Genomic DNA, 16,476 nt, shown 5'->3' with positions numbered 1-16,476 from the left:
GCACGCGACCGGTGAAGCCCCGGCCGACCTGGGGGTCGACCGGGGCTTCACCACCGGGGTCAGGCGGCCGCGGTGGTCGCGGTGGTCGCCACCGCGACCGGCTCCAGGGCCAGGTCCAGCACCTCGCTCACGTCCGCCACCAGGTGGACGGTCAGCTCGGCCCGCACCGACTCCGGCACCTCGTCCAGGTCGGGCTCGTTGCGCCGCGGCAGCAGCACGGTCGTGATGCCCGCCCGGTGCGCGGCCAGCAGCTTCTGCTTGACGCCGCCGATCGGCAGGACGCGGCCGGTCAGCGAGACCTCGCCGGTCATCGCCACGTCGGACCGCACCGGGCGGCCGGACAGCAGCGACGCGAGCGCCGTGGTCATCGTCACGCCCGCCGACGGCCCGTCCTTCGGCACCGCGCCCGCCGGCACGTGGATGTGCACACCCCGATCGGCCAGCGCCTCCGCCCGGTCGTCGTGCGACCTCAGGTAGGACAGCGCGATCTGCGCCGACTCCTTCATCACGTCACCGAGCTGGCCGGTCAGCGCGACGCCCGCACCGCCGGTGCCGGAGGAGGCCAGCGAAGCCTCGACGAAGAGCACGTCGCCGCCCGCGCCGGTGACCGCCAGGCCCGTGGCCACGCCCGGCACGGTGGTCCGCTCGGCCGACTCCGGCGTGTGCTTGGGCGAGCCCAGGTAGCCGCGCAGGTCCGGCACGTCGACCGTGACCGGCAGTTCGGCCTCGTCCAGCGCCACCCGTGCGGTCACCTTGCGCAGCACCCGTGCCAGCGAGCGCTCCAGCTGGCGCACGCCCGCCTCGCGGGTGTACTCGCCCGCCAGCTTGCGCAGTGACGCCTCGGTGATCGTGACGTCCTGCGTGGTGAGGCCGGCGCGTTCGACCTGGCGGGGCAGGAGGTGGTCGCGGGCGATGGTCACCTTCTCGTCCTCGGTGTACCCGTCGAGCCGCACCAGCTCCATCCGGTCCAGCAGCGGGCCGGGGATGGAGTCCAGCACGTTGGCCGTGGCCAGGAACACCACGTCGGACAGGTCGAGCTCGACCTCCAGGTAGTGGTCGCGGAAGGTGTGGTTCTGGGCGGGGTCGAGGACCTCCAGCAGCGCCGCGGTCGGGTCGCCCCGGTAGTCCGCGCCGACCTTGTCGATCTCGTCGAGCAGCACGACGGGGTTCATCGAGCCCGCTTCGGCGATGGCCCGGACGATCCGGCCGGGCAGCGCGCCGACGTAGGTGCGCCGGTGGCCGCGGATCTCGGCCTCGTCCCGCACGCCGCCGAGGGCGACCCGGACGAACTTGCGGCCCATGGCCCGGGCGACCGACTCGCCGAGCGAGGTCTTGCCCACGCCGGGCGGTCCGACCAGGGCCAGCACCGCGCCGGAACGGCGACCGCCGACCACACCGAGGCCGCGGTCGGCCCGACGACGTCGCACGGCCAGGTACTCCGTGATGCGCTCCTTCACGTCGTCCAGGCCCGCGTGGTCGGCGTCGAGGACGGCACGGGCGCCCGCGATGTCGTAGGACTCCTCGGTGCGCTCGTTCCACGGCAGCTCCAGCACCGTGTCCAGCCACGTGCGGATCCAGCCGACCTCGGGGGACTGCTCCGAGGTCCGCTCCAGCTTGTCGACCTCGGCCAGCGCGGCCTTGCGCACGGTGTCCGGCAGGTCCGCGCCCTCGACCCGGGCCCGGTAGTCCTGCTCCTCGGTGGCGGGCTTGCCGTCCAGCTCGGCCAGCTCCTTGCGGATCGCGGCCAGCTGCTGGCGCAGGAGGAACTCCCGCTGCTGCTTCTCGACGCCTTCCTTGACGTCCTTGCGGATCGTCTCGGCCACGTCGAGCTCGGTCAGGTACTCGCGACCCCACTCCAGCAGCTTCTCCAGCCGCTCGGCGACGTCGCTGGTCTCCAGCAGCCAGACCTTCTGCTCCTCGTCGAGGTACGAGGCGTAGCCCGCGAGGTCGGCCAGCGCGGACGGCTCGTCCACCTGCTGCACCGAGTCGACGACCTGCCACGCGCCGCGCTGCTGGAGGATGGTGGTGACCAGCGCCCGGTACTCGCGGGCCAGCTCACGGGTGCGGTCGTCCGTCGGCGGCTCGTCCGCCACGGTCGCCTCGACCCACAGCGCCGCGCCCGGCCCGGTCGTGCCGGTGCCGATGCGGACCCGCTCGGTGCCGCGCACCACGGCGGCGCGCTCGCCGCCGGGCAGCCGGCCGACCTGCTCGATCACCGCCAGCGTGCCCACCTTGGCGTACTTGCCGTCCAGCCGGGGCACCAGCAGGACCTTCGACCGGTCGCCGGAGGCCTCGCCCGCGGCCGTCGCCGCTTCGATCGCGGCGCGGGCCTCGGCGGTGGCGTCCGAGCCGCTGAGCCGGATCGGCACGACCATGCCCGGCAGCACGACCACGTCGTCCAGCGGCAGCACCGGCAGCGCCAACGTCTCGCCCATGATCCCTCCAAAGTTGAGTCTGACTGGCTCAACCAAGGTGAGCGCGGGATTGTTTCCGCTTGGTGTTCGCCCACAGCGAGCAGGCCGCGCTCGGCCAGCAGGACCACTCGGCAGGTGTGGTGGGAAGCGTTCGAGAAGTACCGGGCGCAGCGGCGTCACGACGAAGCCGCCCGGGTCGAGCGCGACCTCGCCGCCCTCGACCTCGCCGCCCTCGACCTCGCCGCCCTCGACCGGCCGGACCGCGGCCTGCCGGGCCTCCTAGGGTTACCGCGAAACGCGCCGTGAGCGTCCATTCGGGGGTTGTGCCCGGTTTGCCGCACCGCGACGATCACGCCGTCCACTGACGAGGAGATGTGCGCATGGAGCAGGCGAGCTGGGTCCCGTCCTCGGTGGACCTCCAACGACCGAGCGCGGCCCGGATGTACGACTACTACCTGGGCGGGTCGCACAACTTCGCGGTCGACCGCGAGGCGGCCAAGTCGGTCGAGCAGATCTTCCCCGGCATGTCCGGCGCGGCCCGGGCCAACCGGTCGTTCCTGCGGCGGGCCGTGCGCTACCTGCTGTCGCAGGGCATCGACCAGTTCCTCGACCTGGGGTCGGGCATCCCGACCGTGGGCAACGTGCACGAGATCGCCCAGCAGACCAACCCGGCGGCCCGCGTGGTGTACGCCGACGTCGAGCCCGTCGCCGTGGCGCACAGCACGGCGTTGCTGGCGGACAACCCGCTGGCCACCGCGATCCAGGCCGACCTGCGCGAGCCGGACTCCGTGCTGGCCGACGACGAGGTCCGCGCGACGCTCGACTTCGACCGGCCCATCGGCCTGCTGATGCTCGCGGTGCTGCACTTCGTGCCCGACACCGACGACCCGCACTCGGCGATCGCCCGGTACCGGGACGTGCTGGCGCCGGGCAGCTTCCTGGCCATCTCGCACGCCAGCTGGGACGGCGTGTCGCAGGAGGCGCGGGAGAGCGGTGAGCAGGTCAACGCCATCTACCGCCGCACCGACAGCCCGCTGGTGCTCCGGTCGGGCGCGGAGGTCGCCGCGTTCTTCACCGGGCTGGACGTGGTGGAACCCGGCGTCGTGCCGTTGAGCGAGTGGCGACCGGACTCCGACGACGCCTACATCAACGCGTACGCGGGCGTCGGCCGCAAGGCCTGACCCCCGTCACTCCGGTGGGGTCAGGCGCAGGTCGGGGTCGACGGGCGGCTCGCCGTCGAACGGGCCGTCGGGCATCGCGCCCAGCGCGTCCAGGGTCAGGCCGATGTCCCGCGCGTGCGGGTCGAGGCCGGTCGGCGGGGTCGTGAACCACTCGTGCAGGTCCTCCGGGATCCGGTAGCGGGCGGTGAGGTCTCGGTACAGCTCGCCGCGCTCGCCGGACTGCTCGGCCAGCTGCCGGTACTCGCGCATGGCCAGCCGCATCCGGATCCAGCGGTAGCGGTCGGTCTTGTCGCCGCCGTCCTCGGTGAACCGGGTGCGCAGCAGCCGCCCGGCCTCCGCACCGCGCTCGGCCAGGGCGCGGATGGTCTCCGGGCGCATGAACAGGTTCGTGCCGCCTTCCAGCGCGCCGACCCGGACGTGCGCGATCCGGCCCCGGTAGCCGGGCAGCGCGGACTGCATGGTGTCGCGCCAGTCCAGCATGGTGTCCAGGATCGCGGACGCGAAGTGCCGCACCAGCCCGATGCCGCGCCACGGCGTGCCGCTGGTGGACGCGTCCTGCCCGGGCAGCCAGACGGGCCGGTCGTCGCCCGGCGGGTAGGACTGCAGCGAGAGCCCGAACGTCGGCCAGCGCGGCAGCAGGTTGTCGAAGAAGTGGATCGGGAAGTTGCTGGTGATCCCGCCGTCGGAGAACCAGTGCACGCGCGGCTCCGGCTCGGCGCGCACCAGCGGGACCGCGGCGATCAGGCCCGGCAACGGCATGCTCATCCGCACGGCCAGCGCGACCGGCAGGTTCTCCGGCAGCACGCGCACGGCCTCGGTGGGGTGCAACGGGCACTGGTGCTCCGTGGCGTCGTCGCCCAGCTTGTCGACGGTGCGGCCCGGCAGGACCTTCTTCAGGCACGTCGGGCAGAACAGCCACGCGTCGGCGGGTTCGGTGAACGGCAGCCGGTAGGGGCGGCCCTCGGACAGGTCCGTCGTCATCAGGACCAGGTTGGTGGTCAGGTCGTCGAACGTCAGGTCCGCGGTGCCGGACAGGTCGTCCAGCCGGTCGGCGATCCAGTCGCTCAACGGCGGCACGCCGGTCGACGCCGGGACACCGCAGCGCCGGTCCCAGAAGGACGGCCGGAACTCGCCGGTGCCCGGCACGAGTCCGAAGTGGATGGTGGTGGCCATCCGGTCGAGGAAGCGCTTGGCGCCCAGGCCGAAGGTGAGCGCGACCGCGCTGACGAACGCGAAGCCGAGCACCAGCCACCACCCGGCGGCGGTGGCCGCGCTCGCCAGGCCCCGCGCCGTCCACCGCGTGCTCAGGGCGACCGGGACCAGCGGGACGACCAGGAGCAGGGCGGTACCGGCGCGGCGCAGCCAGGCGTCCCGGCCCTTCGGCAGGACCCGCAGCACGATCCCGGGCACCCCGACCAGGACCACGGCGGTGAGGCCGATGAGCACCCACGTCGGCGTGGAACCCCACTCGACCGAGTGAAACCACAGCGTCGGTCCGACGAGCCACAACGCCAGCGCCACCGCCAGGAACGCCCGTGCCCGCCACCCGATCGCGCTGATCAGGGCCAGCAGGAGGCACGTGAGCGGGCTGCGGCCGGTGGAGTCGCGGCGCTGCATGGAGGCCGCCACGATCCGGTACAGCTTGCGGGTGTGCCCGCTGGGCTGGAACAGCTGCGCCAGCCGCCAGCCGGGCGCGGCGAACCAGTCGACGACCTCTTCGAGCTTGCGGAAACCGCCCTGGTCGCGCCCCTTCTCGGCGGCCGCGGTGAACGCGGCCCCGATCGCGCCCGCCGAAGCGCCGCCCAACGACTTGAACCGGTAGTGCCGGGCCAGCTCCACCACCGCCAACGGGTAGACGACCCCGCTCGCCGTCCCGCCCCGCATGGTCAGGTCGCAGTACCGGTTGAAGTCCTCGGCCATGGGAACCTCCCGCCCACCATGATCTCCCGAGCCCGGCGGCGTGGCGCTAGACCGATCGGTTGTTCACGGGACGTTCCCGATGTGGTGTGGTGGCGCGGTGGTCTATTCGGAGATGATGGCGCGCCGCCTGGAACCCGCCCTGCGCGACCTGGTCGAGGTGTGCCGGTTGCGGGAGCGCGACCGGTACGACTGGGGGCCCCTGTTCGAGGCGACCGTGTCCGTCGGCGGTGACGACGACGCCACCTACGCGCGGGTGGCCCTGTGGCGGCCGACCGGCGGCGAACCGGCGCGGGTGCACGTGTGGGGTTGGGTGGTCAACCGGGACCTGGCCCGGTACATCGGCGGCAACCCGCCCGCGGAGCACGATGTGGAGGTGCTGCGGCTGCGAGGGCCGGTGCAGCCGCGCGGTGACGACCTGGAGGCCGCCGGGTTCAGCGCCCGCATCGCGCGGCACCTGTGCGACCTGGTCGGCGGCACGGGGTTCGGCGTGGACGAGGGGTTGCCGCACTTCAACCTGGAGGTGTGAGCCCCGGCGCCGTGCGCGCCTACAGCTCGTACCAGCGCAGGACCTCCGGGTCGAGCACGCGTGCCGCCAGCCCGATCCGCCGCGCCGTCGCGGTCAGCTCGGCCGCGGCCGCGGGGTTGCCGCGCGGCGGCAGGGCCGGGTCGTCCAGCTGGGTCACCATGTCGTCGTGGTGGCTCGGGACCAGCAGCTTGGGCCTGGTCGCCCGCAGGGCGCGCGCGGTGTAGTCGTAAACGTTTGCGTGACCGCTCATGCCGAGCACGAGGACGTCCGGTCGCAGGCCGGCGATCTCGCGCTCCACGTAGTTGGCCGTGCCGGAGAGGAACAGCACCGAGAAGTTCCGCACGGTGATCATGTACGCCAGTGAGCCGCCTTCCACGAGGTCGCTGATCGTGGCCGGTCGCGGTGGCGGGGCGGTCAGGCTGCCGGGCGCGAAGTAGCCGTAGGCGCCGAACTGGCTGTGCAGGCTGCGGAACACCTGGACGGTGAAGCCGTGGAAGTCCAGGTGCTCGCCGCCGGACGCCACGACCACGTTGTCCCCGGGCACGTCCTGCGCGGTCAGCAGGTGCCGGTGGGTCTCGGTGCCGATGACCCGCGAACCGTGCTTCTCGACCACGTACGGGATCTCCAGCAGGTGGTCGTAGTGGCCGTGCGTGGCCAGCACCAACTCCGGCCGCTCGCCGAGGTGGCGGTCCACCAGGTCCGTGCGCACCGCCAGCGGGTGGTCGGCGATGAACCCGCCCTCGTCGTCGAACACCGGCAACCGGCTCAGGTACGGGTCGACCAGCACCCGGCGGCCGTCGACCAGCAGCTCCCACCCCGCGACGCCCAGCCAGCGCAGGCTCACCCCGCTGCCGCCCGACGTCGACGCGGGTTCCGCCGCGGCCGCCGTGCCGGCCGCGCTCGCCACTCCGGGCCTGGCGCCCGCCACCGCGACGGCCGCCGATCCGATCAACACCTGTCGCCTGCTCACGCACATGCCACCGACAAGACCAGTGCGCGACCGGGGTGTCCAAGTCCGATATCACCGGGGTTGCGATATGCGAACGGCTATCATCGCTGCTCGTGGACCTGTTGCGGCACCTGCGGTACTTCTTGGCGGTCGCCGAGGAGTTGCACTTCGGTCGTGCCGCGGCCCGCCTGCACATGTCCCAGCCGCCGCTGTCGCAGAGCATCCAACGCCTGGAGCGGGAGCTCGGCGTCCGCCTGCTCGACCGCGACGCCCGGCACGTCGCGCTAACCGACGCGGGCAGGCACATCCTCGCCGAGGCCCGCCACCTGCTGGCGGGCGAGGACCGGCTGCGGGCGTCGGCCGGGCGGTTCCGCAACGGCGAGGCCGGGTCGCTGCGCGCGGGCGTGCCGCCGGACCTGGGCGGGCGTGCGGTGGGCGCGTTGCTGCCCGCGTTCCGCCGTCGCAGCACGGTGGAGCTGAGGCTGCGGGAGATCGGCACCGCCGAGCAGTTGCGCGCGTTGGCCGACCGGAGCCTGGACGTCGGCGTGCTGCGGTTCCCGTTCGACGTGTCGTGGCTGACCCTCGGGCCGGTGCTGACCAGCCCGCTGGGCGTGCTGCTGCCGCGCGAGCACCCGCTGGCCGCCGACCGGGAGGTCCGGCTGGCCGACCTGAACGGCCTGGCGCTCGTGCTGTTCCCGCGCGCCACCGCGCCCGCGTTGCACGACGAGGTGCTGACCACGTGCGCGCGGCACGGTTACACGCCCGCCGACGTGCACCAGGCGGGCAACCCGGAGTTCGCGCTCGGCCTGGTGCTGGCGGGCGGCGCGGTGGCGTTGCACGACGGCGTCGCACCCCCGCCGGACGCGGTCTGGCGGCCGTTGCGCGGCACACCCCTGCTCTGGCGGACGTCGGCCGCCTGGCCACGCGGCCGGCAGACCCCGGCCGTCACCGCGTTCGCCGACGCCGTCACCGAAGTCCTCACCGCGCAGGGGATGCGGCACGCCGAGGGCACGTTGCCGCGCTACCCGCGCCCGGCCGCGGAGTACCTGGCATGACCGCCGCACGCGCCGCCGCGCGGGTGCGGGCCGCGTTCGCCGACGCCGGGGTGACCGGCCGGCTGCACGCCGTCGACCTCGACCACCCCGAACGCGAGGTGTCCGTCGGCGCGGACGACCCCGTGGTGCTGGCGAGCGTCTTCAAGATCCCGTTGGTCGTCGCGCTGCACCACGGCGACCTCGACCTGACCCGCCGGATCACCCTCGACCACGACCGCAGCACGGGCCCGACGGGCGTCGGCGGGATGCTCGACCCGGTCACGATGTCGTTGCGCGACTTGGCCTACCTCGCCGTCACGGTGTCCGACAACGCCGCCGCGGACGCGCTGGTGGACCTGATCGGCCTGGACGAGGTCAACCGCGCGCTGAGGGAGCTGGGGCTGATCAGGACGCTCGTGGTGCACCGGACGCGGGACTTCACGCGCACCGCGGCCGAGGACGCCGCCCCCGACGTGCTGCCGGGCGCCCTGACCGATCCCGCCGTGCTGTCACGGCTGCGCGCCCTTGACCCCGACCGGACCAACCGCGGCACGCCGCGCGAGCTGACCACCCTGCTGCGGCACGTGTGGGAGCACGACGGGTGCGCGCCGATCCGCCGGACCATGGCGTTGCAGGTGTGGCCGCACCGCCTGGCGTCCGGCTTCCCGTTCGACGACGTGCGGGTGGCGGGCAAGACCGGCACCCTGCCGACCGTGCGCAACGAGATCGGGGTGGTCGAGTACCCGGACGGGGGCCGTTACGCGGTGGCGGTGTGCACCCGCAGCGCGAGCACGGCCTTCACCCTGCCCGCGGCCGACGCGGTGATCGGCACGGCGGCCCGGCTGGCGGTCGAGCACCTGCGCTGACCGTTCAGACCTGGTCCAGGAACTCGTCCACCTCGGCCAGCGCACGCCTGCGCACCGGCTCGGCGGACAGGAACAGGTCGTGCATGCCGCCCTCCACCGGCACGATCGTCACCCGCTTGCCGATCTTCGGCCCCCACTGCCGCATGTGCTCCACGTCCAGCACGGTGTCCGCGGTCATCGCCTCGGGCGTCCACCGCTTCGCGTGCAGGTGGCTGCGACCGGACCGCAGGAGCAGCACGGGCGGGCGGACGTCCAGGCCCCGGTGCAGCTGGGCGTGACCGCGGCGGATCGCGCGCAGCCACCCGGCGTGCACCGGGAACGCCTCGATCGGCTTCCACGCCGTGTCGAAGTCCCACTCGCCCTGGTGGTCGCGGTGGATGCTCTCGCCGTACACCGGGCCCAGGCCGGGCTTGAGCACCAGTCGCGGCGCGAAGCGGCCGACGCCGCGCACCAGCGCCGTGCCGACCGTCCGCACGAACCACGGCTCGGCCAGGTCGAGCCAGGGGCTGTTGAGCACCAACGCGTCGAGCAGGTCGTCCGAACGCCGCTCGTGCGCCCACAGGCTGGTGATGAGGCCGCCGGTCGAGTGACCCATCACCACGAGGTGCCGGTGCCCGTCCTCCTCGCGGATCACCCGCGCCGCCGCGTCGATCTCCTCGAAGTGCTCGGCCAGGTCGGTGACGAAGTTCGCCACCTGGCCCGGCCGCAACGACCGCCCGTACGCGCGCAGGTCGATGGCGTAGAAGTCGAAGCCCCGCGCGGTGAAGTGCTCGGCGACGTGCCGCTGGAAGAAGTAGTCCGCGAAACCGTGCACGTACAGCACCGCGCCCCGGGTGGCGGGCCGCGCGCGGCGGCGGACCAGGGTGGCGGTCGTGTCCCCGCCGCCCAGGGGCAGCGCGCGGAGTTCGTAGTCGGTGCCGAGCACGTCTGCGTTCACCGGGCCAGTGTGCACGCCGATTCGTCCGATCGGGGAGAGGCGGGTGCCCTGTCGTGGCACTGTGGGAGGCATGAGCAGCGAGGAGATCGAACGGTCGAGCGCGCGCGTGCGGTTCCCGGGCATCAGCCCGCGGGCGTACGAGCACCCGGTCGACCGGGGGGCGTTGGCGGTCTTGCGCGCGGTGCCGGGCATCGGCCCGGTGTTGCAGGCGGTGGCGGGCGCGTTCACGGAACGCGGCGAGCGGTTGGGCTACCTGGCGTCGAGCATCAGGGTGGGCCCGAAGCAGTACCCGGAGCTGGACCGGCTCCGGCTGGAGACGGCGGCGACGCTGGACGTCGACCCGGTGCCGGAGTTGTTCGTCAAGCGCGACCCGGTGCCCAACGCCATGACGCTGGGCATCGACAAGCCGTTCATCGTGCTCACCACGGGCCTGATCGAGCTGCTGGACGCCGACGGCCTGCGGTTCGCCATCGGGCACGAGATGGGCCACGTGCTGTCCGGGCACGCGCTGTACCAGACGATCCTGCAACGGCTCATGCAGCTGCAGCACGGCCTGGGCTGGATGCCGGGGGGCTACTGGGCGATCACCGCGATCATCGCCGCGCTGCGCGAGTGGTACCGCAAGACCGAGCTGTCCTGCGACCGCGCCGGCCTGCTGTGCGCGCAGGACCCGGCCGCCGCGCTGCGGGTGCACGTGGCCATGGCGGGCGGCATGGACCTCACCCGGGTCGACACCGCCGAGTTCCTCAAGCAGGCCAAGGAGTACGAGCAGGTCGAGGACGTGCGCGACAGCGTGCTCAAGCTGATCCGCACGTGGCCCCTGACCCACCCGATGGCCGTGGTGCGCGCCGCGGAGCTGCAGAGGTGGGCGGCGGGCGAGGAGTACCGCGCCATCCTGACCGGCGAGTACCAGCGGCGCGAGGACGACCGGCCGACGAGCTCGTTCACCGAGGACATCAGGTCCGCGGCCCGGTCGTACAAGGAGTCGGCGGCCCAGTCCGAGGACCCGCTGATGAAGGTGATCAACGAGGTGGGCGACGTGCTCGTGGGCGCGGCCGGTCGGGTGCGCGGCAAGTTCACCGGAGCGGACTAGTCCACTTGGTCCAGCGGGATCGGCTGTTCTGACTAACCTCCTCCTGGAGACTTTTGATCAGGAGGAGGGGCCGATGCGGCTTGCCGCGTTGTCGATGACGTTGTTGATGGCTCTCGCGGGCACCGCCACGGCGGACGAACGCGCGGACAGCCCGCTGGTGGACGGTCCGGCGGTGAACGGCCCGGCGGTGGACGGCCGCGTGGTGGACGACCGCGTGGTGGGTGGCCGACGGGTGTCGATCGAGGACCACCCGTGGGTGGTGTACCTGACGGACTCCGCCGGCAACCAGTTCTGCGGCGGCACGCTGGTCGCGCCGACCAAGGTGGTCACCGCCGCGCACTGCGCGACCGCGCGCACGCCCAGGAACACGCGGGTGGTGGTCGGCCGCGAGGACCGCAACGGCAGCGAGGGCAGGGTCCTGCGGCTGACCGCCATCTGGATCCACCCGGACTTCGCGGCCGCGGACCAGGGCGCGGACGTCGCCGTGCTGACGCTGCGCTCGCCGGTGGAGCAGACGCCCCTGCCGCTCGCCGGCCCGTCGGACGGCGCGCTGTACGAGCCGGGCACGAGCGGCCTGGTGCTGGGCTGGGGGCGGACCAGCGAGCAGGGCGCGTTGTCGCGGTACCTGTTGGGCGCGACCGTGCCGGTGATGGAGGACGACTACTGCCGGGACGCGTACCCGCAGTACGACCCGGCTGAGATGACGTGCGCCGGCTACCCGGAGGGTGGCGTGGACACCTGCCAGGGTGACTCGGGTGGTCCGTTCGTGGCCGGCGGGAAGCTCATCGGCATCACCTCTTGGGGTGAAGGTTGCGCCCGCGAGGGCAAGCCGGGGATCTACGGCAAGGTCGCCGCCTACGCCGACGTGATCCAGGACCAGATCGGGACCTGATGGGGCGGTGTGCGGACCCTCGGGCCTCGGGGGTCCGCACACCGGAACTGGGAGGCGTCGGGCGCCCTAGAGCACGAGCCCGATCGACATGGTGAGGAACACCGCCGCGCACACCGCGTCCAGCGCCGTCGTCACGCCGGGTCGGCGCAACGAACCGGCGACGCGCGCCGCGGCCACCACGATCGTCAGCTCCCACAGCGCGGCCAGCCCGAGGAAGACCGCGGCGAGCATCCCGAGCTGGAACGCCGGGTCGCCCGTGCCGATGAACTGCGGCAGGAACGCCAGCGAGAACAGCAGCATCTTGGGGTTGGTGATGTTGGTCAGGAATCCCTGCCGGAACGGTCGGGGCGTGACCGCCACCACCTCGCCGCCCGACCGCCGCAGCAGCCCGCGGGTGATCGACACCGCCAGGTAGAGCAGGTACGCCGCGCCGATCCAGCGCAGGCCGGTCAGCACGGCGGGGTAGCGGGCGATCACCACGCCCAGGCCCGAGATGACGAGCGCCACCTGCACGAAGGCCGCGGTGTGGATGCCCGCCAGCGCCAGCAGCCCGGCGCGCGTGCCGGACCGCATCGAGGTGCGCAGCAGGAGGAAGGCGTCCACGCCCGGGGTCAGCACGACCACCGCGCAGGCGATCAGGAACGCCGGCAGCTGGGTGAAGTCCAGGTGCATGGAAACGTCCTTCATGTTCCGGACAGACCGTCGTGATCTGCCTCACTGGCCGTTGAATCTTCGGCGCTAGAGCATCCTAGCAACAGAATTTTCGGATTCCATCCCACGGTGACGCCCGTTGCGGCGGTCCGCTACGGTCGGTGCCCGTTCGGCCACACGTCGTAGGAGGAGTGCTCCATGCGCATCAGCGCGCCGGTCTTCGCCGTTCTCGTGCTGATCCTGTCCGCGCTGCCGGCGGACGCCATCGTGGGTGGCCGGGAGGCGCCCGCGACGCCGTGGGCGGTGGCGCTGTTCGACGGGGGCGCCTTCTTCTGCGGTGGCGCCCTGGTCGCGCCGGACAAGGTGGTCACGGCCGCGCACTGCACGGTCGCGCGCACCGCCCTCGGCGACCGCGACCGGCGGCCCGCCGACCTGACCGCGGTCGCCGGTCGCGCCGACCTGGACACCGGCGCCGGCCGGGCGGTGCGGGTGGCCGCGCTCTGGCGGCACCCCTCGTTCACCGACGTGTCCGCCGGTCACGACGTGGCCACGCTCACCCTCGCCACCCCGCTGCCCTACCGGCCCATCCGGATCGCCGACGCCACATCGGGCCAAGCCACGGTCTACGGCTGGGGTCGGACCGGTGAGCTGAGCGCGCCCAGCCGACGCCTGCGCGAGGTCGACGTGCCGATCCGCGCGGACGCCGAGTGCGCCGCCGAGGTCCCCGACTACCGGCCGGGCGGGATGCTGTGCGCCGGCTACCCGGAGGGCGGCAAGGACGCCTGCGAGGGCGACTCCGGCGGACCGCTCACCGTGGCGGGCGAGCTGGTCGGCGTCGTGTCCTACGGCCGCGGTTGCGCCCGGCCGGGCCAACCCGGCGTCTACACGCGGCTGAGCCGGTACCGGGACCAAATCTGAGACTGTGGTACCACAGTGGGGTGCGCTCACACCCGTACCCGGCGACGTTGCGCCGGCAGTGGTCGGCCGACCTGACGCCCGATCAGCTCTACGCCGTGCTCAAGCTGCGCTCCGACGTGTTCGTGGTGGAGCAGAACTGCGTCTACCCGGAACTGGACGGGCGCGACCTCGAACCGGGCACCCGTCACTTCTGGCTGGAGGCCGACGACTCACCGGAACCGCTGGCGTACCTGCGGCTGCTGGAGGAGCCCGGCGGCACGTTCCGCATCGGCCGGGTCTGCACGGCCCGCGCCGCGCGCGGCCGCGGCTACAGCCGCCGGCTGGTGGAGGCGGCGCTGGCGGAGGTGGGCCGGGCGCAGTGCGTGCTGGACGCGCAGACCTACGTGGTCGACTTCTACGCGTCGTTCGGCTTCGAGCCGCAGGGCGCCGAGTTCATCGAGGACGGGATACCGCACCTGCGGATGCGCCGGTCTCCGTGATCACCCGCACGGCGCGCTCGACGTCGCCCTCGGACAGGTCGGCGCGGGCGGTCAGGCGGAGCCGGGAGATCCGGTCGGGCACCGACGGCGGCCGGAAGCAGCCGACGACCACGCCCTGCGCGCGGCACGCCTCGGCCCAGTCGAACGCCGCCTCGGGCGAGGGCGCCTGCACGGACACCACGGCCGCGGTGGGCGTGCTGACCCGCAACCCGGCCTCCTTCAGCCGGAACGCGAGGTCCTGAGCCACGTCCAGCGCTCGCGCGGGCCGCTCCGGCTCGTCCCGCAGCACCTTCAGCGCGGCCAGCGCCGCCGCCGTGCTGGCCGGCGCGAGCCCGGTGTCGAAGATGAACGTGCGCGCGGTGTCCACCAGGTGCTTGATCACCCGGCTCGGTCCGAGCACCGCGCCGCCCTGCGCGCCCAAGGACTTGGACAGGGTCACCGTGGTCACCACGTCGGGCGACTTGGCCAGGCCCGCCGCGTGCACCGCGCCGCGCCCGCCCTCGCCGATGACGCCGAGCCCGTGCGCGTCGTCCACGATCAGCGCCGCGTCGTGCTCGCGGCAGGCGGCGGCGAGGTCGGCCAGCGGCGCCAGGTCGCCGTCCACGGAGAACACCGAGTCGGTCACCACCAGCGCCCGCCGCTTGCCGCGGGTGGACAGGGCGTGGGTGACCTGGTCGACGTCGCAGTGCCCGGCGACCACGACGTCGGCCTTGGACAGCCGGGTGCCGTCGATCAGGGAGGCGTGGATGTGCTGGTCGGCCACGATCGCGGTGCCCGGACCGGACAGCGCGGTCAGCGCGCCCAGGTTCGCCAGGTAGCCGGAGGAGAACACCAGCGCCGACTGCGCGCCGCAGAAGTTCGCGAGCTCGTACTCCAGCTCGGTGTGCAGCTCGGTGGAGCCGGTGACCAACCGCGACCCGGTCGAGCCCGCGCCCCAGCGCAGCGAGGCCGCCGCGGCGGCACCCGTCACCCGCTTGTCGCGGGCCAGGCCGAGGTAGTCGTTCGACGCCAGGTCGAGGTTCGTCGAGTCGGCCGGGCGGGGTCGGACCCGGCGGGCGAGGCCGGCTTTCGCGCGGGCCTCGGCACGCGTGTCGATCCAGTCGAACACCGAGTCACCTGTGCGCACGCTCACGCCGGCAGTGTCGCATCCTGCGGCTACGGTGCCGGCGTGGACCTCTTCCAGCCGGAGCCTGCCGACCTGCGCTCGTTGCGCGAGAACGCGCCGGTCCACCGCGACGAGCGGACCGGCTTGTGGCTGGTGAGCCGCTACGACGACGTGCGCGCCGTGCTGGCCGACCCGCGCCGCTTCCACCCGGACAACGCGTTGACCGCGGTGGTCCCGATCGCGGGGCCGGTGCTGCGGGTGCTGGCCCGCGCGGGTTTCTCGCTGCCGCCGACGTTGGCCAACAACGGCACCGACACGCACGCCGACCTGCGCCGACTGGTCGCCCGGTTCCTCACGCCGGCGCGGGTGGCGGCGATGGGGCCGCGGATCGCGCAGCTGGCGGGGGAGCGGCTGGACCGGCTGAGCGGGCGTGCCGACCTGCACCCGGCCCTGGCCCGCGACCTGCCCGCGATCGTGCTGCTGGAGGTCATGGGGATCCGCGAGGTGGACGTCGACGCGCTCAAGGCGTGGAGCACGGCGTCATTGGAGCTGTTCTGGGGTGACGTCACGGTGGCGCGGCAGCACGAGCTGGCCCGTCCCACCGCCGCGTTCCACCAGTGGCTGACCTCCCGGATCAAGGCCGCCGACCCCGGCGGCGACGACCTGTTCGGCGCGTTGCGCGCGCAGGGCGTGCCGATCCGGGACGCGGCCGGGCTCTGCTACTTCCTGCTGATCGCCGGGCAGGAGACCACCACCCAGCTGCTGTGCTCGGCGTTCCACGCGGTGCTGCGGGAGGACGGCCTGTGGTCACGGCTGGGCGAGCCGGGCATGGCCGCCGCGTGCGTGGAGGAGGTGCTGCGCCGCGACCCGCCGGTGAGCACCTGGCGGCGGGTGGCCGCCGAGCCGGTCACCCTCTCGGGGGTGGACGTCCCGGCGGGCGCGCAGCTGCTGCTGATGCTCGCGGGCAGCGGTTCGGACCCGGAGGTGTTCCCCGAGCCCGAGCGGTTCTGCCCGGCCAGGTCGGGTGCCCGCAAGCACCTGGCGTTCGGCTTCGGCAGGCACTTCTGCCTGGGCGCGGGCCTGGCCCGGCTGGAGGCGGAGGTGGTCCTGCGCGAGACCGCGCGCCGGTTCCCCGACCTGCGCCTGGCCTCGACCGGACCGCCACCGATGCTGGGCCTGCTGTCGTTCCGCGCGCCGTTGCGGGTGGAGGTCGAGCTGGGCGCACCCGGCCGTCAGTCGAACGAAACCCAGGTCACGACGAGCACGTCGACGCGGGCCTGACTTCTCAGCAAAAGGTAGGTGACCAGGCCGCGACCGCCCGCGAAGGTGAGCTGGAAGAGCCCGCCTTCGGGATTGTCGGGGTTGAGCGGCCGACCGCGTTCCGGCACGAGCACCAAGACCTCGAACGCCTCGACGAGCGCCTTGAGGCCTTCCGGTGGAAGCGCGCGGATCTGGTCCTGTGCGTCGGGGTCGACGTCGAGCTCGTACGCCATGTGCTGTTCGAGTGCTCC

The 16,476-nt window shown here is 73.3% G+C and carries 17 protein-coding genes; 10 read left to right on the top strand and 7 right to left on the bottom strand.

The genetic code is table 11. The features are described from left to right. Window positions 1-59: 59 nt before the first annotated feature. Window positions 60-2,435, bottom strand: coding sequence for an endopeptidase La (gene lon / locus AB0K14_RS15735; protein ID WP_360447322.1), 2,376 nt, complete (start codon window positions 2,433-2,435; stop codon window positions 60-62). A gap of 114 nt (window positions 2,436-2,549) precedes the next feature. On the opposite strand from lon, the gene AB0K14_RS15730 reads away from it, so the two are divergent. Further along, window positions 2,550-2,720 (top strand): hypothetical protein, encoded by a 171-nt coding sequence (locus AB0K14_RS15730; protein WP_360447324.1) that lies wholly within the window; start codon window positions 2,550-2,552, stop codon window positions 2,718-2,720. Between the two features lie 74 nt (window positions 2,721-2,794). Next, the gene (locus tag AB0K14_RS15725; protein WP_360447326.1) at window positions 2,795-3,595 is read left to right on the top strand and encodes an SAM-dependent methyltransferase; all 801 of its coding nucleotides are present in this window, start codon (window positions 2,795-2,797) and stop codon (window positions 3,593-3,595) included. A 6-nt stretch (window positions 3,596-3,601) separates the two neighbouring features. Here AB0K14_RS15725 and AB0K14_RS15720 read toward each other — a convergent pair whose 3' ends face one another. Further along, entirely contained in the window at window positions 3,602-5,515 is a 1,914-nt protein-coding gene (locus AB0K14_RS15720; RefSeq protein ID WP_360447328.1) for a patatin, read from the bottom strand. A gap of 97 nt (window positions 5,516-5,612) precedes the next feature. Between AB0K14_RS15720 and AB0K14_RS15715 the strand changes: the two genes are divergently transcribed. Continuing rightward, a complete protein-coding gene (locus tag AB0K14_RS15715; RefSeq protein ID WP_360447330.1) occupies window positions 5,613-6,041 on the top strand; it encodes a hypothetical protein in 429 nt (142 codons plus the stop codon). Window positions 6,042-6,060: 19 nt separating this feature from the next. Here the strand turns inward: AB0K14_RS15715 and AB0K14_RS15710 are convergent, their stop codons facing one another. Continuing rightward, window positions 6,061-6,996: an MBL fold metallo-hydrolase gene (locus AB0K14_RS15710; protein ID WP_360447332.1), complete on the bottom strand. Its 936-nt coding sequence runs from the start codon at window positions 6,994-6,996 to the stop codon at window positions 6,061-6,063. Window positions 6,997-7,103: 107 nt separating this feature from the next. Here AB0K14_RS15710 and AB0K14_RS15705 point away from each other — a divergent pair, with 107 nt between their 5' ends. Together AB0K14_RS15705 and AB0K14_RS15700 are read left to right on the top strand one after the other, a co-directional pair. After that, the gene (locus AB0K14_RS15705) at window positions 7,104-8,045 is read left to right on the top strand and encodes a LysR substrate-binding domain-containing protein (protein WP_360447334.1); all 942 of its coding nucleotides are present in this window, start codon (window positions 7,104-7,106) and stop codon (window positions 8,043-8,045) included. Continuing rightward, window positions 8,042-8,890 (top strand): serine hydrolase, encoded by an 849-nt coding sequence (locus tag AB0K14_RS15700; RefSeq protein WP_360447336.1) that lies wholly within the window; start codon window positions 8,042-8,044, stop codon window positions 8,888-8,890. Before AB0K14_RS15705 ends, AB0K14_RS15700 begins: the two co-directional genes overlap by 4 nt. A 4-nt stretch (window positions 8,891-8,894) precedes the next feature. Here the strand turns inward: AB0K14_RS15700 and AB0K14_RS15695 are convergent, their stop codons facing one another. Further along, window positions 8,895-9,827, bottom strand: coding sequence for an alpha/beta hydrolase (locus AB0K14_RS15695; protein ID WP_360447338.1), 933 nt, complete (start codon window positions 9,825-9,827; stop codon window positions 8,895-8,897). Between the two features lie 70 nt (window positions 9,828-9,897). Here AB0K14_RS15695 and AB0K14_RS15690 point away from each other — a divergent pair, with 70 nt between their 5' ends. Both AB0K14_RS15690 and AB0K14_RS15685 read left to right on the top strand, forming a co-directional pair. Further along, window positions 9,898-10,920: a M48 family metallopeptidase gene (locus AB0K14_RS15690; protein WP_360447340.1), complete on the top strand. Its 1,023-nt coding sequence runs from the start codon at window positions 9,898-9,900 to the stop codon at window positions 10,918-10,920. 73 nt (window positions 10,921-10,993) lie between these two features. Beyond that, window positions 10,994-11,812, top strand: a complete 819-nt coding sequence (locus AB0K14_RS15685; RefSeq protein WP_360447342.1) for a serine protease — start codon at window positions 10,994-10,996, stop codon at window positions 11,810-11,812. Window positions 11,813-11,878: 66 nt separating this feature from the next. Here AB0K14_RS15685 and AB0K14_RS15680 read toward each other — a convergent pair whose 3' ends face one another. Further along, window positions 11,879-12,484 carry a LysE family translocator gene (locus AB0K14_RS15680; RefSeq protein WP_360447344.1) on the bottom strand — a complete coding sequence of 202 codons (606 nt, stop codon included), beginning with the start codon at window positions 12,482-12,484 and terminating at the stop codon, window positions 11,879-11,881. Window positions 12,485-12,661: 177 nt separating this feature from the next. Here AB0K14_RS15680 and AB0K14_RS15675 point away from each other — a divergent pair, with 177 nt between their 5' ends. Both AB0K14_RS15675 and AB0K14_RS15670 read left to right on the top strand, forming a co-directional pair. Beyond that, entirely contained in the window at window positions 12,662-13,381 is a 720-nt protein-coding gene (locus AB0K14_RS15675) for a serine protease (RefSeq protein ID WP_360447346.1), read from the top strand. Between the two features lie 20 nt (window positions 13,382-13,401). Continuing rightward, window positions 13,402-13,860, top strand: coding sequence for a GNAT family N-acetyltransferase (locus tag AB0K14_RS15670; protein WP_360447348.1), 459 nt, complete (start codon window positions 13,402-13,404; stop codon window positions 13,858-13,860). On the opposite strand, the gene AB0K14_RS15665 is transcribed toward AB0K14_RS15670, so the two are convergent. Then, the gene (locus AB0K14_RS15665; protein WP_360447350.1) at window positions 13,814-14,992 is read right to left on the bottom strand and encodes an 8-amino-7-oxononanoate synthase; all 1,179 of its coding nucleotides are present in this window, start codon (window positions 14,990-14,992) and stop codon (window positions 13,814-13,816) included. The genes AB0K14_RS15670 and AB0K14_RS15665 overlap by 47 nt on opposite strands. A gap of 36 nt (window positions 14,993-15,028) precedes the next feature. Between AB0K14_RS15665 and AB0K14_RS15660 the strand changes: the two genes are divergently transcribed. Further along, window positions 15,029-16,246: a cytochrome P450 gene (locus AB0K14_RS15660; RefSeq protein ID WP_360447352.1), complete on the top strand. Its 1,218-nt coding sequence runs from the start codon at window positions 15,029-15,031 to the stop codon at window positions 16,244-16,246. Here AB0K14_RS15660 and AB0K14_RS15655 read toward each other — a convergent pair. Further along, window positions 16,198-16,458 (bottom strand): hypothetical protein, encoded by a 261-nt coding sequence (locus AB0K14_RS15655; RefSeq protein ID WP_360447354.1) that lies wholly within the window; start codon window positions 16,456-16,458, stop codon window positions 16,198-16,200. The genes AB0K14_RS15660 and AB0K14_RS15655 overlap by 49 nt on opposite strands. Window positions 16,459-16,476 lie beyond the last annotated feature (18 nt).

This window comes from Actinosynnema sp. NPDC050801 (genome assembly GCF_040673975.1).
In the GTDB taxonomy this organism is placed as follows: Bacteria; Actinomycetota; Actinomycetes; order Mycobacteriales; family Pseudonocardiaceae; genus Actinosynnema.
This window is presented reverse-complemented; position numbering and strand designations above follow the sequence as displayed.

What these genes read in the sequence shown, in the direction of transcription:
- AB0K14_RS15725 (WP_360447326.1), top strand. Translation starts at nt 2,795, where the DNA reads ATGGAGCAGGCGAGCTGGGTCCCGTCCTCGGTGGACCTCCAACGACCG.
- AB0K14_RS15700 (WP_360447336.1), top strand. Translation starts at nt 8,042, where the DNA reads ATGACCGCCGCACGCGCCGCCGCGCGGGTGCGGGCCGCGTTCGCCGAC.
- AB0K14_RS15655 (WP_360447354.1), bottom strand. Translation starts at nt 16,458, where the DNA reads ATGGCGTACGAGCTCGACGTCGACCCCGACGCACAGGACCAGATCCGC.
- AB0K14_RS15680 (WP_360447344.1), bottom strand. Translation starts at nt 12,484, where the DNA reads ATGCACCTGGACTTCACCCAGCTGCCGGCGTTCCTGATCGCCTGCGCG.
- lon (WP_360447322.1), bottom strand. Translation starts at nt 2,435, where the DNA reads ATGGGCGAGACGTTGGCGCTGCCGGTGCTGCCGCTGGACGACGTGGTC.
- AB0K14_RS15685 (WP_360447342.1), top strand. Translation starts at nt 10,994, where the DNA reads ATGCGGCTTGCCGCGTTGTCGATGACGTTGTTGATGGCTCTCGCGGGC.
- AB0K14_RS15690 (WP_360447340.1), top strand. Translation starts at nt 9,898, where the DNA reads ATGAGCAGCGAGGAGATCGAACGGTCGAGCGCGCGCGTGCGGTTCCCG.
- AB0K14_RS15720 (WP_360447328.1), bottom strand. Translation starts at nt 5,515, where the DNA reads ATGGCCGAGGACTTCAACCGGTACTGCGACCTGACCATGCGGGGCGGG.
- AB0K14_RS15675 (WP_360447346.1), top strand. Translation starts at nt 12,662, where the DNA reads ATGCGCATCAGCGCGCCGGTCTTCGCCGTTCTCGTGCTGATCCTGTCC.